The sequence below is a fragment of the Halobacillus sp. BAB-2008 genome, assembly GCF_000328325.1.
In the GTDB taxonomy this organism is placed as follows: Bacteria; Bacillota; Bacilli; order Bacillales; family Halobacillaceae; genus Halobacillus.
The window spans coordinates 12,491-35,151 of the sequence record NZ_ANPF01000028.1 but is presented as its reverse complement, the minus strand read 5'-3'; the positions used below and the strand labels follow the sequence as shown (position 1 = coordinate 35,151).

Sequence of the window (22,661 nt, the reverse complement as noted above, 5' to 3'; positions counted from 1 at the left end):
ACCACCACAGCGGAAACCGGTGTGGCAGTGACCTATTGTTTTAAAAGAAACCTACCGAGGATTCGTGAGTTGGCGGCTCTACAAAAACAATTCCTAATTCAAAGTGTTCCCCTTCATACATAGCACGCTGTACGTAGCGGTTTTCCCCCTCCGCGTCACGGACCTCCAGCTTCGTAAAAGCTCCGGTATTCTGCAGGGCTTCATAGAACTGATTCTCTGTACGGACAGGGATACTGTTCACACGCTCAATCACTTCACCGGGAACAAGCCCCATCTGACTGGCCGGGCTTCCAGGAAGAATACCCAGAATCCGAACGCCCTTTGGATTGGAGGAGAAGAAAGCCGGTCTGTCTTCCCTCACGCGGTGCAGGATATGAATCATTTCCCGCCCTAAAAGACTTACTATTACTGCCGCAAGGGAGAGGGCGTGGATGTAGAAGCTGGCACCCGCCAGGCAAAGGACCAGAAACGCAAGAAGGAACGTATGTCTTCCTAATGCCTTTGCTGCCACTTCCGGCGCCTGTCCCCGTGCCGTCCATTCCGATCCCATGACGAACGGAATAAGAATGAGGCCAAAGCCGTCCTGTCCAATCGGAAACAGCGGCCACCAGGAGGCGAGCGATTCGATACTTCCCGAAGGTAGAAGGGCAAAGAAAGGCACAACAGCGATATTCCGCGAACGGTGCTGTCCGATCCACATGCCTCGGCTTCCCATCACCCGCTCCGGATAAGTGTGAGAAGGTGTTGTCTTCAAAAAAAGAAACGCTTCGACAAACAATAACACCGCCAACACAAGGACTACCCCTGTCAGCGGAGTTTGTTCCAGAGATTCCACCCAGCCATTGGAACGATATCTTTCCGGCAGGAGCGGAAGGAACAAAAGCAGCAAATAACTGATTCCAAGCGTATAAGCCGGCGAGTACCAATTTGATTTTCCCGTCAAACTAACCAGAAGAAGAACGACCGATACAAGCAGAAGAAAAGAAAAGCTGATAACTATTCCTCCTCCGACAGCAAGAATGGATAACAGCAGCCCTGCAGCGATCGATAGTACGACCGTCCCGCGCCAATCGGAATATCGATCAAAAATACGAATGCCGAAGGTGGCACGCTCCTTCTTTATACGCTTCACAGCAAACCAAGCCATTCCAAAAAATGCTATGTACAAAAAGGGCTGGGCGAATGCTCGCCCGATCCCCCGCAAAAGCTCCCAAATCCAAACGTCCAACGTGATTCTCCTTTCTGAATCTTCTTGATGTATTATGTACGAAAAAATCCGCAGTCATCGACTACGGATATAGTTCGGCAAACTTCAACAGAATCCTCCTTATTGGAACAAGACGTCCAAGGCTTTCTGCATCTGTTTATCATTGTCCTCGTTACGAACTTCCTCAATAATTGCCTCTTCCAGTTTTCCACCGGTCTCTTCGTCGACTTCACCGGTTACGGAAAGGTCCGCTTCCTTCTGAAAATCTTTGACAGCGGCTTCCGTTCCTTTACTGAAATAGCCGTCCGTACGGCCGGGATCGTGACCGAGCCCCTTCAGCATCTTCTGGATGTTTCCTACTTTCTCATCCGTGTCATTGTATTTCAACGGTTCTTTGATTTCCACCGGATTGGTATAAAAATAGGCCGGCTGTTTTACTTCCACCGTCGGTTTGATCCCTTTTTCGTGGATCCAGTTACCGTCCGGTGTCAACCATTTGAAGAGGGTAAGTTTGATGGTGCTTCCATCCCCCATCGGAATCGCCTGCTGAACCGTACCTTTACCGAAACTCTTCGTTCCAACAAGGTCATAGCCTCCTGCTTCCTGCATCGATGCCGCTAATATCTCAGAGGCGGAAGCACTGCCTTCATCCATCAATACCGTAATCGGATAGTCCTTCTTCTTACTCTTACTGGAATATTCCTTCGAAATTTCTCCATTCCGATCTTCCACCTGTACGATCGGTTTATCATCCGTGAGGAATTCTTTCAGAATATCTTTGACATCCGTGAACAATCCCCCTGGATTTCCACGGACATCGATCACAAGACCTTCCATTCCATCCCCTTCCAGCTTCTGCAGGGCTTCATGAAATTCATCAGACGTCTGTTCCGAGAAGGAAGTAATCTCAATCACTCCGGCCTTTTTACCATCGATCGTCTTCATATCGCTGTAGACGGTCTCCAACGGAATATCGTCACGTACCAGCTTAATACTGAGCGGGTCCGTCACCCCGGGGCGGTCGATCTCGAGCGTTACCTCTGTTCCTTTTTCCCCACGGATCTTAAGAACCGCATCATACAAATCAAGGCCTTCGACACTTTTACCGTCCACCTTCAGAATCTGATCGTTCGGCTTCAGACCCGCTTCTTCCGCGGGGGAACCTTTAATTGGAGCAACAATGGTCACTTTATCATTGACCATGCTGACTTCTGCGCCGATTCCTTCAAAAGAAGACTCGATCGTCTCATTGAACTGCTCCATCGTTTCCTGATCCATGTAAACACTGTATGGATCTTCGAGCGTATCAAGCATACCCTGAACGGCGCCTTCAACGAGCTTCTTATCGTCTACCTCTTCTACGTAATTCTTCTTGATGACACCCATTGCCTGCTCAATTTTCTTCAAATCCTCCGAGCCAGCCATGTCCTTCAAGAATTCTTTCTGTTCATCTGCAGATAAGCTGCCAAAGTTCTCCGCGCCTTTATCTGCGACTTGTGCGGACTGCGATTGTTGTTCCCCACTGCCGAAGTACTCTATCCCTATGTAAGAGCCTGCTGCTCCCACGAGGACCGCAAGCGCCATCAACAGCGCGATGTAACGCGGTTTCCAATTCATCGCATTCACCCTTCTATAATGGATTTCCCTATGCTGATCGTGCTACCGATGAGCTCGGTGATCATAGACCAATGCCTCTATGTGCTACTACTATATGCATCTTTCCATAAGAGCATGTCCTCTCCATTATAAGTCATCCTCCGCCATCTATCTACCGGTATTTGGATGATATAGCAGGCCTAAAAAAAGAAAAACCACCTCTTTCAGTAAGAGGCAGCCTTCATCTGTCAGTATTGATATCCGTATTCTCCACGGCTTTCATCACGCACGATCATGCCGTCTTCAATCGCTATGACCCGCTTACGAATCGTATTCACGATTTCCTGGCTGTGTGTCGCCATTAACACAGTCGTTCCACCGGCATTAATCTCCTCCAGAATGTGCATGATCTCCCAAGACGTTTCCGGATCGAGATTTCCTGTCGGCTCATCTGCGATGACGACCTTCGGATGATTGACGATTGCACGGGCAATGGATACCCGCTGCTGTTCCCCGCCGGACAATTCATCCGGAAGAAAACGTGCCTTGTTTTTCAGGCGTACTTGATCAAGTACATCCATGACACGGCGGCGGATATTGGCCGGGTTCTCTTCGATTACTTCCAGAGCGAAAGCAACATTCTCATAGACGCTCAGCGTCGGCAGCAGTCTGAAGTCCTGGTAGACAACACCAATCTGCCTGCGCAGTTGAGGAATCTTGCGCTGCTTCATTGTGGACGTATCCATATTGTTTATCGTCACTTTGCCTGTTGTCGGCTTTTCTTCTCTGTAAATTAATTTCGTAAACGTAGACTTACCTGCTCCACTCGGACCGACGATATAGACGAATTCACCTTGATCAATCTTGACATCGACACCGTTCAGCGCTGTCACACCGTTGGTATAGGTTTTATATACCCCTTGCATTTCTATCATATAAGAATCACCTGTATTTCTATATTTGTTAATCCAGTTATCATTGACAAACAAGTCCATTATAACATTAATATTCGATGAATTTAGACATGAAATTATTACAATTGTTTTTCAATGTCGAAAAAAAAGAGCCCGGTACAACCCGGACTCCTTCGTTCTATTCTTCCATTGTAGACAACCAGTTGGCCACCAGGTCTGCATCTTCTTCTGATACATCCTGCTGCGGCATGCTGCCACGCCCATTTAAAATAATTTCCTTTATTTCGTCTGCAGAATACTTGGAACCGATCGTTGTCAACGAAGGCCCGAAGCCGCCTTCCAGATTCCCACCGTGACAGTTTGTACAATTAGCTTGATAAACGGCTTCCGCTGCTGAAGCGTCACCATTACTATCCGCACCCGCATCTTCTTCTGTCTGCTCATCTGATCCGGTATCATCCTGTGTTCCGTCTTCCTGTCCACCGCCACAGGCAGCAAGGACTAGTACAAGCCCTAAACATAATACCAACCACCACTTCTCCATCCAAAAAGTCCCCCTTCATGAAACGTACATTCTACTAACCTGTATTATAACCGAGTCACGTCGTTTTGAAACCCTCACCGAGAACTTCGGTCGCATTCATGGCGACAACGAATGCCCGCGGGTCCACCGTTTTAACCGTTTGTGTCAATTTAATGAATTCATTCTGCTGAACGACGCACATAACGACCTGTCTCTCTTTATCCGTATATCCGCCCGATCCGCTTAAAACCGTTACCCCGCGGTCGATCCGCTTGAATATGGCTGCCCTTACTCCATCCACTTCATCCGTTATAATGAGAACATTTTTTGATGTGTTTAATCCAACCTGAACGAAATCAATCGTACGGCTTGTTACAAACAATCCAATCAAGGCGTAAAGACCGGATTCAAGCGAAAAGACGAAAGCCGAAGTGATCACAATCGTTCCGTCCAGCATTGCAACGCAAATTCCGAGAGGGAGGTGTGTATACTTATGTACGACTTGAGCTGCCAGGTCAATCCCGCCTGTAGAAGCTCTGCCGCGAAATACGATGCCGAGACCCAGTCCTACTCCCATACCTCCGAAAATTGCCCCAAGAAGAGGATTGGGAGTCGCAGGGGCAAGTTCACTTGTCAGAAGCACGAATAGCGGGAGTGTAACCGTGCCGACAAACGATTTGATGCCGAAATTTTTGCCGAGAATCAGCAGTCCCATTATAAATAATGGGATATTCAGCGCCCATTGAACAATGCCGGGTTCCCATCCGAAGACGTACTTCGTAATGGTACTAATTCCAGCAACACCACCGGAAGCGATATTATTTGGCAATAAGAATAAATTAAATGCCAGCGCAACGAAGAATGCGCCTACTATAACCAACACATAATCGAACCCATGCCGGAGCAGCGGCGGCATCGGTTCTCTACGGTATTTTTTGCCATCATCATATTGTCCAACTCTCCCTGAACATTTGTCCCGTTTATTTAACCGATTGGAGTATAACACTAGGCACCCACCGTGTAAATGAATGCCGGATAACGTGTTACCAGAGTAAAGCGTCTATGTATAGTCTCATTCATTCCACCGTTTCTATCCATGAAAAAAAGCAGGGCACCCCTGCTTTTTTCACCGTTGGATTGACTCCTGTTCTTCCAACACCTCATGAAGAAGTTTCAGGACATCATCTCTCATATGTTCCCTCTCCATAGCAATAGAAAGAGTTGTTTTAATAAAGCCAAGTTGATCACCAACGTCATATCGGTCGCCAGTGAATCGATACCCATACACCGGCTGCTCTGCATTCAAACGTTCAATGGCATCGGTCAATTGAATCTCACCGCCGGCGCCTGATTCCTGCGTGGACAACAAACCCATGATATCGGGTGTGAATATGTAGCGGCCGATGATGGCAAGATTGGATGGGGCGTCTTCCACATTCGGTTTTTCAACGAAGCGCTTCACCCCGTAACGACGATCCTGCTGCTCCTCAGGGTCGATAATACCGTACCGGAAGGTCTCTTCTCTCGGCACTTCTTTAACACCAATCACAGAAGCCCCTGTTTCTTCATACTGTTCCATCAACTGCTTTAAACATGGCTTATCGGCACGCACAATATCATCACCAAGCAGAACCGCAAAAGGCTCATTACCTATAAATTTACGCGCGCACCAGACAGCATGACCGAGCCCCTTCGGCTCTTTCTGGCGAATATAGTGGATATCAACCTTCGCGGATTGCTTCACTTCCTGAAGCAGGTCAATCTTCCCTTTTTTGAAAAGGTTCTCCTCCAGCTCAAACGCGTGATCGAAATGATCTTCAATCGCACGTTTTCCTTTCCCTGTTACGATAATGATATCTTCTATCCCGGACTCAATGGCTTCTTCTACAATGTACTGTATAGTCGGCTTATCAACGATTGGCAGCATTTCTTTCGGCATCGCTTTCGTCGCCGGAAGAAACCTTGTCCCGAGCCCGGCAGCCGGTATAATTGCTTTTTTCACCTTCATCCTTCCTAACGCCTCCTCCGTATGTATCTGCTTTCATAGTAGCAGAATTTCGTTCTTCAGGAAAATCATCTATAATGACAAACAAAAAAAGCTTCCCGCCTTTTGGGCGGAAAGCTTTTATATCATTTATCCATTTGAGAACGAAGGTACGCATTGATGAACTTATCAAGGTCTCCATCCATGACAGCTTGTGTATTTCCATTTTCAATATTCGTCCGGTGATCTTTCACCATTGAATACGGGTGGAAGACGTAAGAACGGATCTGACTTCCCCAGCCGATTTCTTTCTGTTCTCCACGAATATCGTCTAGCTCCTGCTGCTGACGCTCAATCTCAAGTTGATAGAGCTTTGCCTTCAACATCTTCATAGCCTGCTCACGGTTTTTGATCTGAGAACGCTCAGACTGACAGGTTACAACTGTATTCGTTGGCAGGTGGGTAATCCGGACAGCGGAATCTGTTGTGTTAACGTGCTGCCCGCCGGCACCACTGGAACGATACGTATCGATCTTAAGATCTTCTGTTTTCACATCGATTTCCACTTCGTCATTGAATTCCGGCATTACTTCGCACGATACGAAAGATGTGTGACGACGGCCCGAGGAATCGAACGGAGATATCCGTACAAGGCGATGAACGCCTTTTTCCGCTTTCAAGTAGCCGTACGCATTATGACCTTTAATAAGAAGCGTGACACTCTTGACACCAGCTTCTTCTCCCGGAAGGTAATCCATCGTACTGACGGAAAAACCTTTCTTCTCTGCCCACCTGGTGTACATACGCAGCAGAAGGCTCGCCCAGTCTTGTGACTCTGTTCCACCTGCACCGGGATGAAGTTCGAGAATCGCATTATTTTTGTCGTAAGGCTCGCTGAGCAAAATGTTAAGCTCATACTCGTTCAAATCCTTAGAGAGCTGCTGGACTTCTTGTATAAGATCTTCCAGCAGTTCCTCATCCGCTTCCTCTTTTACAAGCTCATAGGAAACTTCAAGGTTTTCGTGGGATTCCTCGTGTGCTTCCAGTGTGTGGACTAAACCTTTCAGCCCGTTCACCTCGTCAATGACTTTTTGAGCCGTGTTTTGGTCGTCCCAAAAACCAGGCTCTGTCATTTGTTCCTCTAATTCTGCAATGCGGGTCTTCTTATGATCGACGTCAAAGAGACCCCCTGAAGTCCGCTAATCTCTTAGCTGTATTATCTAACTCGTGGCGAATTTCTGCCATATCCATAAATGATCACTCCTCTTAATATCTAACACACAAGGGAAGACACCCTCTTATATAAAGAGAGTGTCTTCAACCTTATTGACCGTGGCAATTCTTGTATTTCTTACCGCTTCCGCAAGGACAAGGGTCATTTCGACCGACTGTATCTTTCTTCACGAAAGGGGTCTTTTTCTTCGCTTCCTTGCTTTCCCCGCCGCCGGAGACGGCTTTCGCCCCCTGCGCAACTTCCTGTCGTTGAAGGTTGTTGCGAATCTGCGCTTTCATAATATAACGGGCCGCTTCTTCATCAATGTTTGCAATCATCTGTTCAAACATACGGAAGCCTTCAAAGTTATATTCACGAAGTGGGTCGTTCTGCCCATAAGCACGCAGATGAATTCCTTGACGAAGCTGGTCCATCTGATCAATGTGATCCATCCACTTCTGGTCGACGGAACGAAGCAGGATAACTTTCTCAAATTCCCGCATTTGTTCGGATGAAAGCTCTTCTTCCTTCTCGTCATAGCGCAGCTTGACTTTATCGAGGATCAGTTCCTTCATTTCTTCCGGATCTTTACCTTTCAGGTCATCAGCAGTAACGTCCCCTTCCTGAAGAAGGTTAGCTCTCAAATACTCTGCAACTGCTTCCAGGTTCCAGTTTTCGTCCTCGTCATCTGCCGTATGAACATCGACTGTTTGAGACACGACACGTTCTATCATCTGTTCTATGATTTCACGCAGGTTCTCAGAAGTCAGCACTTCATATCGTTGTTTATAGATAACTTCACGCTGCTGGCGAAGCACATCATCATAGGAAAGAACGGTTTTACGAGCATCAAAGTTGTTTCCTTCCACCCGTTTCTGGGCAGATTCAACAGCGCGGGAGATCATTTTACTTTCGATCGGTTGAGAATCATCCATACCGAGACGATCCATCATACTGCGAATATTGTCTGAGGCGAAGCGCCGCATCAATTCGTCATCCGTCGCCAGATAGAACTGGGACATACCAGGGTCCCCTTGACGACCGGAACGACCACGGAGCTGGTTATCGATCCGACGTGATTCATGACGCTCTGTACCGATGACAGCCAGTCCGCCAAGCTCTCTGACGCCTTCGCCTAACTTGATGTCCGTTCCACGACCGGCCATGTTAGTTGCGATTGTCACCGCACCTTTTTGACCTGCATTCTCAATGATTTCCGCTTCTCTGAAGTGGTTCTTCGCATTGAGGACGTTGTGCGGAACGCCGGCTTTATTCAAGTAGCGGGAGATAATTTCAGACGTCTCGACAGCAACGGTCCCGACAAGGACAGGCTGCCCAAGATCATAACGCTGTTTGATATCTTCCACTACCGCTTTGAATTTTCCATCCATCGTTTTATAAACGAGGTCCGGCTTATCATCACGCGCAATGTCGCGGTTCGTCGGAATGACAATAACACGCATATTATAAATGTTCAGAAATTCCTCTTCTTCTGTTTTTGCTGTACCGGTCATCCCGGAAAGCTTCTCGTACATACGGAAAAGGTTCTGGAATGTGATGGAGGCAAGCGTCTGGCTTTCATTTTGAATTTCCAAGCCTTCTTTTGCTTCGATAGCCTGGTGAAGACCATCACTGTACCGGCGTCCCTTCATCAGACGGCCTGTGAACTGGTCCACAATGACTACTTCTCCGTCTTCAATGACATAGTCCGTATCACGGTGCATAGAAGAATGGGCCTTCAGCGCCTGATTGATATGATGAATCAAAGAGACGTTGGACAAATCGAACAAGTTCTCAATTTTAAAGAACCGTTCTGCTTTATTAATACCTTCTTCTGTAAGCTGGGCATTTTTCGTTTTCTCATCATACGTAAAGTCCTCTTCTTTCTCAAGAAGACGGACGAACGAGTTTGCAGACTGATACAAGTCTGCAGACTTTGAAGCGGAGCCGGAAATGATCAACGGCGTACGTGCTTCGTCAATTAGAATAGAGTCGACCTCGTCAATAATGGCATAGTGTAACGGACGTTGGACCATCTGTTCCTTATAAAGCACCATATTGTCACGCAGGTAATCAAACCCGAATTCGTTATTCGTTCCGTACGTGATATCAGCCAGATAAGCATCACGTTTCTCTTCCTTGGACATCCCGTTCAGGTTAAGACCGACAGTCAATCCGAGGAATTGGAACAGCTCACCCATTTCCTTCGCGTCACGGCTGGCCAAGTAATCGTTGACCGTGATGATGTGTACACCTTTTCCTGTAATTGCGTTCAAGTAGGCAGGCATTGTGGAAGCAAGAGTTTTACCTTCCCCTGTCTTCATCTCTGCAATATTACCCTCATGCAGAGCGAGCGCGCCTAAAAGCTGGACTTTGAAGGGACGCATCTCAAGAACACGCTTAGAAGCTTCCCGGACGACCGAGAATGCCTCGACAAGCATATCATCCAGCTTCTCGCCTTTCTCATAACGCTCTTTAAATTCAGCTGTCTTATTTGTCAGTTCTTCATCGGATAATTTCTCTATTTGTGATTCCATTGCCTCAATATCGTCGGCAACCTTTTCTAACTTTTTGAGTTGGCGGTTATTTCCATCGCCAAATATTTTTTTTAACGTTCCAAGCATTGAAACCGCTCCTCTATTGATTTCCTATCTTCATTAAATAGTGTAATCCATGTCCTATCATAACACTAAGAGAAGCAGACTGACAATAAAGGAGACAAATGAGGAATTTGTGTGGAAATATTATATTGGGGAGGGGGTTACTTCCTCTTTTAGTGGCTCGTGGAGAAACTGATCCATATCGGAGACACGGCGGTTGGTGGCGGCAATAATCGTAACCAGTTGGGCAATCGTATCTTCCTGTCTTTTCAAACGTTCCTTAACATCCCTGCATTCGTTGCACATCATTCCATCCTCTCCTCATCTAATTAATCTTCTACACTGTTTATACTACATAAATAAGACTGGAGCGAGGAGCCAAATATCAATTCTTCACCGGTTTTCATGTCGAAAATTCCCTTTTCAGCGTATAAAAAAGGAAGAATTGCTACATCAAACTCTACAAACATTAAAAAATCCTCCTGCCGGGGCAGGAGGAGCATCTTTTCTTATATTAAGTTTCGATCAAGCCATAACGGCCATCCCGACGTTTGTAGACAATATTTGTTTCGTCGGTGCTTGCATTTGTGAAGACAAAGAAGTTATGACCCAGCATATCCATTTGAAGAGCCGCTTCTTCGCTGTCCATCGGTTTCAAGTCAAAACGTTTCGTTTTTACGATTTGTACATCGAGTTCATTCTCATCTTGGATCTGGCCCTGCTGAGACTCGCGTTCAAGTTCAGCAAAGACGTATTTCGGAGCACCCTCTTGGCGGAAACGGCGATTCACTTTCGTTTTATGCTTTCGAATCTGTCGTTCCAATTTATCTACCACAAGGTCGATGGCAGCATATAGATCTGTGTTATGTTCCTCGGCACGAAGAAGTAAATTCTTCATCGGGATCGTTACCTCGATTGTCTGCTCATCATTATAGACACTTAAGTTTACGTGTACCTCGGAAGTCGGGGGAGTGTCAAAGTAGCGTTCAAGCTTGCCCACCTTTTTCTCCACATAATCCTTGATAGAATCCGTCACTTCCAAGTTTTCACCACGAATGTTGTATTGTAGCATCAGAAGTGTCCTCCTTTCATCCTTATGTGATATATATTCTACCATACCCATGGCCTTTCCTGCATAAACTTTCTAAATATTTTGTCATATTTGTGTCGGTAATTGCTGGAAGGTGTCAATCGGAGGGAAAAACGTTGATTTTCGACGGTCGCATTAAGTAGAAAAATATAAACATCGGGTGGAAGAGGGTGTTTCTTCTATCAAAGGAGAACTTAAAAAAGCCCCCTTACTAAGAAGAGGACGGACTTGTTTCTCTCTATTAATGGCAGACATATGGATACAGATACCGCTGAACGTCCAGTTTCCAAGCTTCATAACTTGGAATGATCCGGGTACGAAGGAGAAGTATTTTCCCTTCTTCTGTATCTTCATCAAACCATGCCTGTAAATGAATGATCATCCGACTGAATTCTTCTAAAAGCAGGTGCATCCCCTCTTCGTTGAAGATGTCTGCTATCTGCTCATGGGTGTGGTTCATCTGGATGAAGGCATCCAGGATACCCTGGAAAACCACTGGTGTCCTGAATGAACCTCCATCACAGATTTGTTTTTCCACATATTCCAACCCTTCACTGATTGTATGTATTAGGTTGTCATATTGGATAAGCAAGTAGTGCTGAGCTTCTGCCAAAGCTTTCAAATAATCACCTATTCTACTTCTTATGGTCCAGATACATCCCGTCATAACCAGAAATGCTTTGATACGGATTTGTATAGCTTTGTTTTGATTTTTTCTGCTTCTTCATGTTCCGCATATCCCTTTTTAACCCTTCAAAAAGAAACTCCATCTTTTGATTAATCACAAGATCATGGTTACCGACAGCTCTAACCAGTTCTTGCTCTGATCGAGAAGGCTGAGGAAGATGGGGAAGCAAATCATCTCTTTTCGCTAAAAGTTTCTGAATATCTGCAATGATTCCCGCTCTATTCTGGTCCGTTACGGGCTGTTCTACAGTGTGTTTCAGTTCTTTCGTTACTGTTAGAAACTGCTCCCACACACACATCAAGCATTCCCGCCGGAACCATGCTGAAGTTTCCTGTCAGCAAGCAGCACCTGCTTCCAAGTATCACGAAACTCCTCCACCATTCCTTGAACTTCATCAAGAACGCCGGTATCATTTTTCGTATTCGCTTCGATCAAGCGACGGTTCATATAATCATAGAGCGGAAGAATCTGTTTCGATACCTCATACTGATCGTCGATGGTGACCATCAGCTCCTGGATAATCTTCTGGGCTTTTTGAATGTTTGTATTTTTTGCTTCGATCTCGTTGCTTTCCATCGCTTTTTTCCCGGCTTTAATAAACTTAATACAGCCATTATAAAGCATGAGCGTCAGTTCCCCGGGAGAAGCTGTGGAAACAGAGTTGTTTTGATACGCTTGAATAGACATCTATCAAACACTTCCTTTAATTAAAAAAGTTCTGCATAATATATGCGGATTGGGAATTCATCTTCTGAATGGCACTCTCCATTGCGCCAAATTGCCGCCAGTACCTATCCTCTATGGATGTCAGACGGTCCTCGAAATCTGTCATTTCCTCATTGATATCCTTGATCTGTCTCCCCAGCAGGAAATTATTGTCCAGGCTCGTCGGTTTTCCGGCTTTGCTCTCAATCGACTTGACCGCTTCCGTCATCGTCGCCTCCAACCTGCGCGCAATACCAGGATTCTCTTCCGTTCCTGCAAAAAGCTGGCGAACGGAGGATGGATCCTCCTGGAGTGCTTTACGAAGGTCCGCCTCGGTAATTTCCAGTTTCCCACGATCCAGATAGTTGGAGGAGGTCTTAATGCCGATGTCGGCCAGCTGGGTAAACGCACCACCTGTCTCCACGGGAGTGTACCAATTCTGGCGCATTTTACTCAGAGCACTACTGATGACGGAATCGCCTCTAAGCATCCCGCTCTTCGATTTCTCTTCCCATAATTCAATTTCGTTCTCTTCCATTGCTTTTTTTTGTTCTGCTGTCAACGGTTGAAAGTCGCGGTAACGCTTCTCCTGAAGCTTTCCATTCAAGTCTTCGATGATGGAATTATATTTATCAACAAACTCTTTCACTTTATCAAAGGAGTCATCGACGTTATTGGAAACACTGATCGTAGACGTCCCGACTTCGTGGAAGGTGAAATTCATGCCGTTTAAACTATAATCGTTTGTGTGTGACGTCATTTCAAAGGAATTATTGTATTTGAAACGGGCATCTGTCCCGCCTTTCTCATTTAAAACCCATCCAGTCCCATCATTTGACCCGTTCTTAATATTTAGTGTATCGGCTAGAAAAGGAGCCGTACTTCCATTAAAGCCGATTTCCGCACCAAGAAATTTGTTTTCGTCTTTATTAAAGTTTCCTGTTACGGTACGCTCCATCATTACCTTGTCTGCACCTTTATCATAAAAAGCCCGGACACCAAGATCCGAGTCACTGATTTCCTTTAACAAGTCATTCAACGACTTATCCCCGGATACATCGAAGGACACTGTCGTTTCTTCTCCCTCCGCATTGTAGGTCGTAATCGAGAAGGCTTCATCCAGTGTCAGTCCGTTTATAAAATTGTCTTTTTGATTTTGAAGTGCATCATCAGGATCGAAGCTTCCATTAGTTATGCGGCTCTCGCTGTAGTTGTAAGCCCGTTCAGCAAGTGCCAGCACTTCTACTTTATAACTGCCGTTATCTGCCGTCGCGGTCCCTGTTGCAGACACAGCATCGCTCGATGAGCTTGTCGTTTTTTGGGAATAGGTGCGTTCCAACCGCATATCGAACGCCATTTCATCCAATTCCGAAAGCAGCTTGTTCACATCACGATAGGAGTCTCTCTGGTAAGTGAGCCACTCCCGTTTCTGCTCCATTTTGTCTAGCGGCATACGTTCCGCTTTCATCAAGTCTTTTATAATCTGATCTGTATCCATTCCGGATGCAAGACCGCCAATTCGCATATCACTCATATGATCACCTGCTTATATTTTATGATCGACAAGGAACCCCAGCTTCTCTGCAATCGCCGCGTACATATCAAGAAGCTTCTTCGGAGGCACTTCCTTAACGACCTCTCTCGTTTCATTATCAACGACGGTTACATAGTACTCGCCAAGCTTGTCATGAAATTGGAACTGAAGCGAAGTTCTTACCGGTTTCAGAAACTCATTTACACTTTCCACCATTTGTTTCACTTTCTCTTTCTCATTCCGATCGGAAAAATAGACCGCTTTTTGTAAACCTTCCTGCGCGACTGAACCTTGCTTCTGAGCGGTTGTTGTAGGACTAAGGGGCATAATGCTCTGCAGAAGTGATTGATGCTTAGTTATATCCACACCGAACAACTCCTTAAATCTCATTCGCTTTATAATAATATCGGAATAAGAGAAATTAGTTTAATAGAACGGGGAAGAAAAGAATTGCTTACCTATATACAATCTGAACCAAGACACCGACTATACCCTTTTACCTCCAATACCTCTAGCGATGAATTAATCCGTATGGAAGCTTTTTAACAAATCGAGCATATGATCGGGAGCAGAGGCTGCTGCCTTGTTTTCATCCTTAATAGAGATATAAATTTCTTCGCGGTGGATGGCGATATCTTTCGGGGCTTCGATACCAAGTTTCACCTGACCACCTTCGACGGCTGTAATCGTGACAATAATATCGTCGCCAATTCGAAGCGACTCCCCTTCCTTCCTGTTAAGAACGAGCATGATTGCCACCACCTTTTATTTCCTGAAGAAGTTCATGTTTCGTCCGGTAGACGGAATCATTCAAAATGATTTGTTTTCCCTCTTTTGTCCTGACATTGATAACGATCGGTGCCTGAAGGTTTAACGTAGATTTCTCAAACGGATCTTCTAACGTGACGACACTGTACACCGCTACTTCTTCCAGTCCTTTAATCCCCATAGATTTCTCATCAAAATCGAAAGAATAATTTTTATAGAAAAGGTACGGATTCGTTACGATCAAAGCTACATCCGCTTCTTCGACGGACTGTAATACGAAGTAGGTTCCAGTGTCATCGATTGGAAGTAAAACAAATTGATGATAGTCTTCAAACCCGGGCAAACCATGGGCGAATACTAAAAGATCGCTGTCCGTTACTTCCAACTCAGAAAAATATTTTGTCTGTATATACATGCTTACACCTTCCAATCAATCTTCAATTCTGGATAGTGGGCCATCTCCACTTGGACAGCCCCCTTTCTATAGATGTGTTCTGGTTTATGGGGCACGGTTTCAATTATTGGTTTCCTTGGTGTCACGGAAATTTCCGCTTTCCCAGGCTCATAAGAAAGAGCAACGAGTTCGTAGACAGGACGGCCGCCAGGGGTGAAAGTGAAGTCATAGCCGCTGTTACGCTGAGCTTGATCGGCAATTGGACTGCCGCCGTTTTCAATCCTCATCAGCTCGTCTCCTTCGCCGGCCACCCTTGCGATCCCTGACAGCAGGTCTTCCCTTGCCATTCCTGCGAGCTCTCTTGTACGTACAGGGGAACTTTTTAAATCGATGTTATGCCATGCATTCGTTTGGTCAATCGTAAGCTTCCCTTTTTTCTGGCGTATGGTTACATCAGCTTTAGGTTGTTCTATCGACTGCTCGGCCCTTGGTTGACGGATTGTTTGTTCCGGTCTCTTTGTCAAAATGCTGATCTTCCCCGGAGAGGTCTGTAATTGGATTTGCGGGACGCCCATGTTTCTCTTCCCTTTCGTAAAAAGAAGCTTCCTCTATACCAGAGAAAGCTTCCTATTTTAGTGATATTCGTCAGCGCAGGAAGTCCATCAGTGTTGGCTGGATGATCCTCGCACCGACGCCCATTGCAGCCCGGTGGATGCTCTCCTGTGTCTTTAAATTCGTAATTACTTTCTCTATATCGGCATCTTCGTTATCGGACATCATTTTCGTCGCACTGATTTTCTGCGTCTCCAGACGGTCTTCAATCAGCTCAACACGGTTCATCCGAGCTCCAAGGTCTGCGCGTTCGTTTACGATATCGTTGATATGTCCGTCAAAGGTATCAAGAAAGCTGCCAAGCTCCTCTTCGGTACCGTTTCCTTCAAGGGCTGATGCAAAGTTCTCCAAGTCCTGAAACAAATCCTGATTGAAGACATTTCCTCCTGTGACGTTCGTTTGGATTTTTACTCCAGCAGATACTTCGATGAGGACCGGATCTGAACTCGGCGGACCGGAATTTTCCAAATCACTGATATCAAAAGGCGCTTCCAGCGTATTTGCCCCGTTGAAAATATATTTGTCGTTCACCTTCGTATTAGCTATCGTACCGAGGTGTTCTTTCAACTGACGTATTTCTTTAGCGACAGCGGTGCGTTGTCCTTCTTCATATGTATCGTTACTCGCCTGTACCGTCAGCTCTCGTATTCTCTGCATTGCCTGCGTCGCCTTATCAAGAGAGGAGTCCGTATTGTCCATCCAGTTGTGCACCTCGCCGATATTCCGTTGGAACTGCTCTACTTCCTCTACTTGAGAGCGGTAATTCATTCCTTTCATTGCAACAACAGGATCCTGAGACTGCCTGCTTATTTTCTTCCCAGTTGCAAGCTGATCCTGGTATATTCCCATATTGCGGTAGCTGTCGCTCAAGTTGCGCATCATATTGTTCGACAGCATGGATTGCGTAACACGCATTTAGGTTCACCTTCCTTTCTACACACCCATCCGGTTGATGATTGTATCGAGCATCTCATCTATGACAGTGATATTTCTGGCTGCTGCGTTATAGGCATGCTGAAATTTAATCATGTTAGACATCTCTTCATCGAGAGAAACCGAGCTGACTGACTGCCGCTGCTCATCCACGGCTGATTTCAACGTGCCGGCATTTCTGGACATGCGTGATGCTTCCTGTGCTTCTACGCCCATCGTTCCTATCATCGATTGGTAGAAGCTGTTTAATGACGTCTCTTCTCCAAAAAGAGCATTAGCTTCGTTCTGCACTTCAGAGAGTCTCAGAGCATTTTCTCCGTTCCCTGTCTGCAAGGCTCCTGCTGCTGCGATATGATCCGGATCTGTCTGAATCTCATCCGTGAGAGACAGCCTGCCCGCAATTCCTTCTACTACACCATCTTCATTTACTTCGGTCATATCAATAGCGAAGAAATCAGGAACAGCATCCCCGTTTTTTATACTGTTCAGAGACTGTCCTTCTTTATGAATCGTATTGAAAGCGTCAGCAAAACCAGTCGCCATCCGATCAAGATTGGAAAGCATCTCTGCATACGTTCCTTTCTGTTCTCCAGCCTCGATATACCCGCCTGATTCGATCAATGCTTTCAGTTTCCCCTGAGATCCAAAACTTTCAATGGAATACGTCTCTTCTCCTATTTGTATACCATTGGCTGCCGGTCCTCCGTTCTCGTAAGAAACTTGGACAGTATTCACTTCATTAACAGCTCCATCAACAAGTTTCGCTGCTGGAGTCAAATCCTGACCGTCCTTGTCAACTAACGAAATTGTTACATTCCCCATAGCCAGAGGACTTGCCGAATCCGCCGTGTTTTCGTAGCTTACCTGAACGTTCACATGTTTGGAAAGCTGATCAATGAGGCGATCCCGTTCGTCATATAAATCATTAGGAACAAGGCCGTGCGGCTCGACTTCTGAAATCTGCCGATTGATGTTGTTGATTTGATTGGCAATCGAATTGATCTCTGTCTCTGTCACACGTGTTTCCTGTTTGATATCCTTCTGAATCGTCTGAAGGGTGCCCGCCAGGTAATTAAACGTATCCGCTACTGCTTCGCCCCGTTGTTTTACGACGGACCTTGCTCCGGAATTCTCCGGATTCGTGGATAAATCCTGGAGAGATTTCCAAAAGCGGTCCATCGTTGCAGACAAGCCATCCTCAGAAGGTTCATTCATGACCGTCTCCAATCTGCCCAACGCTTCCGAGCGGGAGTCATAATAGCCGGATTTACTGTTTTCCCCACGAAATTGGTGATCGAGGAATCCCGTACGTACACGTTCGATGGAGCCTGCCTGCACTCCGCTTCCCACCTGACCGGGTATTTGCGGTCGGTTCCTTGAAGCAGGAGGGAAAGGACCAGTCTGCTCAAAATTTACGCGCTGCCTCGTATATCCTTCTGTATTCGCATTAGCAATGTTGTGGCTTGTCGTGTATAAAGCGGACTGCTGGGCGTAGAGTCCCCGCTTTGCCACTTCCAGTCCGTGGAAAGTTGATACCATATTCTTTTGCTCCTCTTCTGTTAAGCTTTGGAATCAAACAGCGAGCGCTTCGGCGCACCACTATCACCTGGGTTTTCGTTTTGAGCATAGTTCATCGACTGAATGGATGGCTGCAGAAGATCCAGGGATAGGGAAACGAACTGCAAGGACTGCTTTGTAAGTTCCGCATTCAACTCTTCCTGACTCTTCAAGTCTGCAAGAACATGAAGAAGCGACTCATATGCTCCTTCCAGCATCTGCTTATCCTGCCCTTCAAGACATTCACAAATGGCGGAAACCGTAGGGTTATCCATATTCATTCCTGTTTTGTGAAGCCAGCTGTCGACGGCTGTCCTGCGTTCTTTCTCTATTTTCTCTATCGCCTGAATGTGTTTACGCTCTTTAGTCAACAGCTGCTGAATTGCCTTTGTATCATTAGATTTTAAAGCACTTGTCTTTTGCGTCGACAACGCGAGAAGACTCTCATGCAGCTGTTGCAGGCGTCCCATTTCTTCAACGATCGCATTTACTGTCATATCCGTTCTCCTTTATTCTTTGGTTGACCAGAAATCGAGCATTTTCTTAGCAACCGCATTCGTATCTACCTTGTATTGATCAGAATCAATATCTGCTTTGATCTTCTCGATGAGATTCATGCGGGCTTGATCCGGCTTGTCCGCCTCCTGCATCATCTTCGCTTCCTTGGAAATGTGCAGCTGATCATTCTTCTGCTGCATACGGACGTCCTGTTGTTTCTGGATTTGTTTCTGATAGGGATTAAAATTAGTGGAATTCGGCCCGTTGATTTTCATCGTGTTCACCTCGTTTCCAGTCCGGTTGTATTTACCTCTTTTATCGGTATCGTTCTTTTGTAGTTTAATATGCCTTATTAATCATTTTCTACTGAATAATAAGTCCTGCTCACACGCTCTTTCTCAGCTGCACGCTTTCGATTCTCCAGTGCTTTATTTCTTTCATCGACAGCAACACCACGCGTGATATCTTCCCGGCATCCTTTACAGATTCTACCTTCAGATATCGACGTCCCGCATTTCTCACAAGGGTAATCTAAATTCGGAAATTGGGAGGGATGCAGGCGCTTTTGTTTTACAAACTGCCTGATTCTCTCCTCCGAAACGCCAGTCTTAGCAACAATTTCTGCCACCACAGCCGTCCGGTTCTGTTTTTTACGCATAAAAGTGTACACGGCTTGAAAATCGCTCTCTTCCTTCTGCTTACAGTTCGGACAAACTACCGAAGAACCTTTTATGAAAATGCCGTTACATCTGGGACAATTCGCCACTTCTCCCATCATTCCGCCTCCCAAATCTCTCTTTTATATTATATCGTCAGAAAAAAGAGATTCCAAAGTCCGGAGAGTATATTCATCGAAAAAGCGTAAAAGAATAGACCGCCGGGCAACCCGATTGTTTCAGAAGGGCTGCCATATGGCGGATGGTCCTTCCTGTCGTATAGATATCATCGACGATCACGCAGGGACCATCAACTTCTGTCACCAGCGAAAAAGGATTGATGCCGCGAAGTCGTCCTTGGCGGCCCTTCTTCGCCTGTTTCCCAGAATGAACACGCTTGAATGCATGGATTGGCTTAAGACCAAGATGATGAATGATTGCTTCTGACTGATTGAACCCACGCTCTTTCTCTCTTTCTATACTTAAAGGAACGGCAAGAAATGAGACTTCGCCAAGCTGCTCACGCTTAAAAATCCGCTGAACTTCTGGTATTAATGCCTCCAAAAGAGCATAATCCCCCCGATACTTCCACCGCGCCACGAAATCTTTTGCAGCCTCTTCATAGCTGAAAACAGACCGGTTCCATTCGAGTAAGCCGGGATTCGTAACCTGCCACTGCCGGCAGTCCGGACAGATGCCGTCTCCATCCGGACGCCCGCACTTCAAACAACCGGGATTCTCAATTATCCTAAAAGCATGGGAGCAGGACCGACAGCATTGTTTCTTATCAGGAAGTCTCCAAAAAGTAACCCATGTTACATCCGGAATAATCTCCCCGTGACAGATCAGACACTTCATAATTTCCTGCCAAGCTTGTTCATATAAAGAATCGAATCTACCGCATCCAACATATCGTCGGTTTTGCCTGCGTGAAAAAAGTACACGTCCCCGTCCGGGTCTTCCGGACTCCGCCCGGCTCGGCCGGCAATTTGTACGAGTGCCGGTTCATCAAATACGGCGTGACCGGCATCAATTACATACACATCAACCGAAGGGAAAGTAACGCCTCTTTCCAGGATCGTCGTCGTAACAAGCATCCGGTAATTCTTCTCACGGAATGCGTCCACCTTAGCCGCCCTGTCCGGATCATCCGCATGGACAGCCGTCACACAATAACCTAATTGTTTAAGCATTCGTGCAACCTCTTCCGCTTTTTTAATAGATGGAAGAAATAGAAGCAGCTGCCGAGAAGACGTCTGTTGTTCGGCAATCATTTGTAAAATTTTCGGTGGAAGCATTCCCTTTTTTAAATAGGAATTTAAATGGAAAAGGAGCTTTAATATGGGAACTGGAAGAGGGTGGCCGTGGAATCTTTTTGGAATGAAAACGGCAGGAAGGGACTTATTGCGAATGCGTTTTCTTTCCGCTTTGCGAGGAGTAGCTGTCAAATAGACGATAGCAGCATCTGTTTTGGCTGCGCGTCTGGAAGCGTAATGAAGATTCGGATCGTTATGGTAAGGGAAAGCGTCGACTTCATCAATGATTAAAAAGTCGAAAGCACGTGCAAAGCGGTAAAGTTGGTGGGTCGTTGCTATTAGAAAAGGAGCATCGCTAGTTTTGGTCGGGCTTTCTCCATACAACCCCTGAATTGGAACATCAGGAAATGCCCGCTGAAGACGTGGAAGTAATTCGCGTACAACATCCGTTCTAGGAGTGGCAAGGCAGATTCTTTTACCTGCTTCAAGAGCAGCGGAAAGGCCGGAAAACAGCATTTCGGTTTTCCCCGCTCCACAAACGGCCCAAACCAGCAGTTCCCCCGATCCGCGGTCAACGAGATCGCGGATGGTTTCGGCAGCATTATCCTGGGAGACTGTGCGTCTGCCTGTCCATTTGCAGGGGGATGAAAAAAACGGCCAAGTTACGTTAGGACTTCCGTAATAGAGGGGTTCACAGGATAACACCCTCCCCATTTGAATGCACGAACGGCAGTACGTGCAAGTATCACCACAATGGGGCATGTTTCCAAAAAGATGGGGAGACGAATTGCCGCACCTCCGACAAAGGTAACCGGACCAAGACATTTCGATAGATGAGAGAGGTGTAACATAATGAGGAGGTGTATCAAAAGGGAGCTCGTGTTTCAACAACAATTTTCCAGCCAGTTCCGGAGTGGTATGAGCGGGGGAATCGTGCGGGAGCCAGGAATAATCGTCTTTCTTTTTGTTCAACCATAATTTCACCATTGATTCACCTTCCATGTGATAATTAGAGCCTGTTTGAGTCTCACAAACAGGCTCCCTTTATCCTCAGGAGCGGCGGTACCAACCCAGACCGATCGCTCCCTCACCCAGGTGCGTACCGATGACAGGGCCGAAGTAACTGACAGACATTTCCACATTATCATAGGAAGACTCCAGTTCTTCTTTAATCTGCTCCGCTTCCGCAGGACGGTTGGCATGAATGATACAAGCACGGTAGTTCCCGCCATTGCGGACGTCCTCATCAAACAGTTGGAGAATTCGCTTGATCGCTTTTTTATTTGTACGGATCTTTTCGAAAGGAACAATTTGCTTATCTACGAAATGAAGCACAGGCTTCACCTGCAGCAGGCTTCCAACAAACGCTTGAGCGCCGTTCAATCTCCCGCCGCGGTGAAGGTGGCTGAGATCATCCACCATGAAATAAGCGCGCATGCTCGCTTTCATTTCTTCCAAGCGACTCAGAATTTGACCCGGTGTCGCACCATTCGCAGCCAACTCAGACGCTTCAAGAGCATAATAGCCCTGCATGTGACAACTGATCTCTGAGTCGAAAACATACACTTCCATGTTTTCTACCATTTCACCTGCTGTCACCATCGCCTGGTATGTACCACTGATTCCACTCGAAAGATGGATGGCAACGACCGCATCATACTCTTTCGCAAGGTCTTCCAGCTTTTTCGTCATCAATCCAATAGCAGGTTGGGATGTTTTAGGAAGCTTCCCCCCTTCTCTTACCATGTCATAAAAGTCATCTGCTTTAATATCGATCTCTTCCTGGTACGATTCTTCTCCAAAAATAACGTTTAACGGCACCATATGTATATGATTCGTCTGTCGGACCTGCTTCGGTAAATATGCTGTACTATCCGTAATTACCGCTGTTTTCATCCGATTCAACTCCTTGCTTTAATATTTAACATTCCTC

Annotated in this window: 27 protein-coding genes; all 27 read right to left on the bottom strand. The window is 46.2% G+C overall.

What is annotated here, in order from left to right; all coding sequences use genetic code 11:
- Positions 1-40: 40 nt before the first annotated feature.
- On the bottom strand, positions 41-1,228 hold the full coding sequence (locus tag D479_RS07885) for a PDZ domain-containing protein (protein ID WP_008635594.1): 1,188 nt from the start codon (positions 1,226-1,228) through the stop codon (positions 41-43).
- Positions 1,229-1,327: 99 nt separating this feature from the next.
- A complete protein-coding gene (locus D479_RS07880) occupies positions 1,328-2,824 on the bottom strand; it encodes a S41 family peptidase (RefSeq protein ID WP_008635592.1) in 1,497 nt (498 codons plus the stop codon).
- 227 nt (positions 2,825-3,051) lie between these two features.
- On the bottom strand, positions 3,052-3,738 hold the full coding sequence (gene ftsE, locus D479_RS07875) for a cell division ATP-binding protein FtsE (RefSeq protein ID WP_008635590.1): 687 nt from the start codon (positions 3,736-3,738) through the stop codon (positions 3,052-3,054).
- Between the two features lie 157 nt (positions 3,739-3,895).
- On the bottom strand, positions 3,896-4,261 hold the full coding sequence (gene cccB / locus D479_RS07870) for a cytochrome c551 (RefSeq protein ID WP_008635588.1): 366 nt from the start codon (positions 4,259-4,261) through the stop codon (positions 3,896-3,898).
- Positions 4,262-4,316: 55 nt separating this feature from the next.
- Entirely contained in the window at positions 4,317-5,156 is an 840-nt protein-coding gene (locus tag D479_RS07865; RefSeq protein WP_008635586.1) for a YitT family protein, read from the bottom strand.
- A gap of 210 nt (positions 5,157-5,366) precedes the next feature.
- Positions 5,367-6,248: a UTP--glucose-1-phosphate uridylyltransferase GalU gene (galU, locus tag D479_RS07860; RefSeq protein ID WP_008635584.1), complete on the bottom strand. Its 882-nt coding sequence runs from the start codon at positions 6,246-6,248 to the stop codon at positions 5,367-5,369.
- Positions 6,249-6,370: 122 nt separating this feature from the next.
- Positions 6,371-7,475 (bottom strand): peptide chain release factor 2 gene (gene prfB / locus D479_RS07855; RefSeq protein ID WP_152413350.1). Its coding sequence is split into 2 segments (ribosomal slippage): positions 6,371-7,402 and positions 7,404-7,475, totalling 1,104 coding nucleotides; the frame shifts between segments, so codons are not numbered across the junction.
- A gap of 72 nt (positions 7,476-7,547) precedes the next feature.
- Positions 7,548-10,061: a preprotein translocase subunit SecA gene (gene secA, locus D479_RS07850; RefSeq protein WP_008635580.1), complete on the bottom strand. Its 2,514-nt coding sequence runs from the start codon at positions 10,059-10,061 to the stop codon at positions 7,548-7,550.
- A gap of 120 nt (positions 10,062-10,181) precedes the next feature.
- Entirely contained in the window at positions 10,182-10,346 is a 165-nt protein-coding gene (locus D479_RS20690; RefSeq protein WP_161484909.1) for a hypothetical protein, read from the bottom strand.
- A gap of 20 nt (positions 10,347-10,366) precedes the next feature.
- The gene (locus tag D479_RS20685) at positions 10,367-10,507 is read right to left on the bottom strand and encodes a hypothetical protein (RefSeq protein WP_161484910.1); all 141 of its coding nucleotides are present in this window, start codon (positions 10,505-10,507) and stop codon (positions 10,367-10,369) included.
- A gap of 44 nt (positions 10,508-10,551) precedes the next feature.
- A complete protein-coding gene (gene raiA, locus D479_RS07845; RefSeq protein WP_008635578.1) occupies positions 10,552-11,109 on the bottom strand; it encodes a ribosome-associated translation inhibitor RaiA in 558 nt (185 codons plus the stop codon).
- A 259-nt stretch (positions 11,110-11,368) separates the two neighbouring features.
- Positions 11,369-11,749 (bottom strand): hypothetical protein, encoded by a 381-nt coding sequence (locus D479_RS07840; protein WP_008635575.1) that lies wholly within the window; start codon positions 11,747-11,749, stop codon positions 11,369-11,371.
- Between the two features lie 13 nt (positions 11,750-11,762).
- A complete protein-coding gene (locus D479_RS07835) occupies positions 11,763-12,113 on the bottom strand; it encodes a hypothetical protein (protein ID WP_008635569.1) in 351 nt (116 codons plus the stop codon).
- The gene (gene fliS, locus D479_RS07830) at positions 12,113-12,502 is read right to left on the bottom strand and encodes a flagellar export chaperone FliS (protein ID WP_008635562.1); all 390 of its coding nucleotides are present in this window, start codon (positions 12,500-12,502) and stop codon (positions 12,113-12,115) included. The genes D479_RS07835 and fliS overlap by 1 nt, the downstream gene beginning before the upstream one ends.
- Before the next feature lie 16 nt (positions 12,503-12,518).
- Positions 12,519-14,054, bottom strand: coding sequence for a flagellar hook-associated protein 2 (locus tag D479_RS07825; RefSeq protein WP_008635561.1), 1,536 nt, complete (start codon positions 14,052-14,054; stop codon positions 12,519-12,521).
- A 12-nt stretch (positions 14,055-14,066) separates the two neighbouring features.
- Entirely contained in the window at positions 14,067-14,420 is a 354-nt protein-coding gene (gene flaG / locus D479_RS07820) for a flagellar protein FlaG (RefSeq protein WP_008635560.1), read from the bottom strand.
- A gap of 156 nt (positions 14,421-14,576) precedes the next feature.
- On the bottom strand, positions 14,577-14,804 hold the full coding sequence (gene csrA / locus D479_RS07815) for a carbon storage regulator CsrA (protein ID WP_008635559.1): 228 nt from the start codon (positions 14,802-14,804) through the stop codon (positions 14,577-14,579).
- Positions 14,791-15,237 (bottom strand): flagellar assembly protein FliW, encoded by a 447-nt coding sequence (gene fliW / locus D479_RS07810; RefSeq protein WP_008635557.1) that lies wholly within the window; start codon positions 15,235-15,237, stop codon positions 14,791-14,793. Before fliW ends, csrA begins: the two co-directional genes overlap by 14 nt.
- Before the next feature lie 2 nt (positions 15,238-15,239).
- On the bottom strand, positions 15,240-15,791 hold the full coding sequence (locus tag D479_RS07805) for a DUF6470 family protein (protein ID WP_008635556.1): 552 nt from the start codon (positions 15,789-15,791) through the stop codon (positions 15,240-15,242).
- A 70-nt stretch (positions 15,792-15,861) separates the two neighbouring features.
- On the bottom strand, positions 15,862-16,743 hold the full coding sequence (gene flgL, locus D479_RS07800) for a flagellar hook-associated protein FlgL (RefSeq protein ID WP_008635555.1): 882 nt from the start codon (positions 16,741-16,743) through the stop codon (positions 15,862-15,864).
- Positions 16,744-16,761: 18 nt separating this feature from the next.
- Positions 16,762-18,300, bottom strand: a complete 1,539-nt coding sequence (gene flgK, locus D479_RS07795; protein WP_008635554.1) for a flagellar hook-associated protein FlgK — start codon at positions 18,298-18,300, stop codon at positions 16,762-16,764.
- Between the two features lie 20 nt (positions 18,301-18,320).
- The gene (locus D479_RS07790) at positions 18,321-18,815 is read right to left on the bottom strand and encodes a flagellar protein FlgN (RefSeq protein ID WP_008635553.1); all 495 of its coding nucleotides are present in this window, start codon (positions 18,813-18,815) and stop codon (positions 18,321-18,323) included.
- Between the two features lie 12 nt (positions 18,816-18,827).
- Positions 18,828-19,091, bottom strand: coding sequence for a flagellar biosynthesis anti-sigma factor FlgM (gene flgM, locus D479_RS07785; RefSeq protein WP_008635552.1), 264 nt, complete (start codon positions 19,089-19,091; stop codon positions 18,828-18,830).
- A gap of 77 nt (positions 19,092-19,168) precedes the next feature.
- On the bottom strand, positions 19,169-19,591 hold the full coding sequence (locus tag D479_RS07780) for a TIGR03826 family flagellar region protein (RefSeq protein WP_008635551.1): 423 nt from the start codon (positions 19,589-19,591) through the stop codon (positions 19,169-19,171).
- 73 nt (positions 19,592-19,664) lie between these two features.
- Positions 19,665-20,198, bottom strand: a complete 534-nt coding sequence (locus D479_RS07775) for a ComF family protein (protein WP_008635550.1) — start codon at positions 20,196-20,198, stop codon at positions 19,665-19,667.
- A 128-nt stretch (positions 20,199-20,326) separates the two neighbouring features.
- Positions 20,327-21,442, bottom strand: a complete 1,116-nt coding sequence (locus D479_RS07770; protein ID WP_035388326.1) for a DNA/RNA helicase — start codon at positions 21,440-21,442, stop codon at positions 20,327-20,329.
- Between the two features lie 336 nt (positions 21,443-21,778).
- On the bottom strand, positions 21,779-22,624 hold the full coding sequence (locus D479_RS07765; RefSeq protein ID WP_008635536.1) for a DegV family protein: 846 nt from the start codon (positions 22,622-22,624) through the stop codon (positions 21,779-21,781).
- Positions 22,625-22,661: the final 37 nt, after the last annotated feature.

Excerpts from the sequence above, each read along its gene's own strand:
- csrA (WP_008635559.1), bottom strand. The coding sequence starts at position 14,804 with ATGCTCGTTCTTAACAGGAAGGAAGGGGAGTCGCTTCGAATTGGCGAC.
- raiA (WP_008635578.1), bottom strand. The coding sequence starts at position 11,109 with ATGCTACAATACAACATTCGTGGTGAAAACTTGGAAGTGACGGATTCT.
- fliW (WP_008635557.1), bottom strand. The coding sequence starts at position 15,237 with ATGTATATACAGACAAAATATTTTTCTGAGTTGGAAGTAACGGACAGC.
- flgM (WP_008635552.1), bottom strand. The coding sequence starts at position 19,091 with ATGAAAATCAACGGGCCGAATTCCACTAATTTTAATCCCTATCAGAAA.
- D479_RS07765 (WP_008635536.1), bottom strand. The coding sequence starts at position 22,624 with ATGAAAACAGCGGTAATTACGGATAGTACAGCATATTTACCGAAGCAG.
- flgK (WP_008635554.1), bottom strand. The coding sequence starts at position 18,300 with ATGGTATCAACTTTCCACGGACTGGAAGTGGCAAAGCGGGGACTCTAC.
- ftsE (WP_008635590.1), bottom strand. The coding sequence starts at position 3,738 with ATGATAGAAATGCAAGGGGTATATAAAACCTATACCAACGGTGTGACA.
- D479_RS07865 (WP_008635586.1), bottom strand. The coding sequence starts at position 5,156 with ATGCCGCCGCTGCTCCGGCATGGGTTCGATTATGTGTTGGTTATAGTA.
- galU (WP_008635584.1), bottom strand. The coding sequence starts at position 6,248 with ATGAAGGTGAAAAAAGCAATTATACCGGCTGCCGGGCTCGGGACAAGG.
- D479_RS07825 (WP_008635561.1), bottom strand. The coding sequence starts at position 14,054 with ATGAGTGATATGCGAATTGGCGGTCTTGCATCCGGAATGGATACAGAT.
- D479_RS07805 (WP_008635556.1), bottom strand. The coding sequence starts at position 15,791 with ATGGGCGTCCCGCAAATCCAATTACAGACCTCTCCGGGGAAGATCAGC.
- fliS (WP_008635562.1), bottom strand. The coding sequence starts at position 12,502 with ATGTCTATTCAAGCGTATCAAAACAACTCTGTTTCCACAGCTTCTCCC.
- D479_RS20685 (WP_161484910.1), bottom strand. The coding sequence starts at position 10,507 with ATGTTTGTAGAGTTTGATGTAGCAATTCTTCCTTTTTTATACGCTGAA.
- flgL (WP_008635555.1), bottom strand. The coding sequence starts at position 16,743 with ATGCGTGTTACGCAATCCATGCTGTCGAACAATATGATGCGCAACTTG.
- D479_RS07880 (WP_008635592.1), bottom strand. The coding sequence starts at position 2,824 with ATGAATTGGAAACCGCGTTACATCGCGCTGTTGATGGCGCTTGCGGTC.
- D479_RS20690 (WP_161484909.1), bottom strand. The coding sequence starts at position 10,346 with ATGATGTGCAACGAATGCAGGGATGTTAAGGAACGTTTGAAAAGACAG.
- D479_RS07780 (WP_008635551.1), bottom strand. The coding sequence starts at position 19,591 with ATGGGAGAAGTGGCGAATTGTCCCAGATGTAACGGCATTTTCATAAAA.
- cccB (WP_008635588.1), bottom strand. The coding sequence starts at position 4,261 with ATGGAGAAGTGGTGGTTGGTATTATGTTTAGGGCTTGTACTAGTCCTT.
- secA (WP_008635580.1), bottom strand. The coding sequence starts at position 10,061 with ATGCTTGGAACGTTAAAAAAAATATTTGGCGATGGAAATAACCGCCAA.
- D479_RS07790 (WP_008635553.1), bottom strand. The coding sequence starts at position 18,815 with ATGACAGTAAATGCGATCGTTGAAGAAATGGGACGCCTGCAACAGCTG.
- D479_RS07770 (WP_035388326.1), bottom strand. The coding sequence starts at position 21,442 with ATGGGGAGGGTGTTATCCTGTGAACCCCTCTATTACGGAAGTCCTAAC.
- D479_RS07835 (WP_008635569.1), bottom strand. The coding sequence starts at position 12,113 with ATGTGTGTGTGGGAGCAGTTTCTAACAGTAACGAAAGAACTGAAACAC.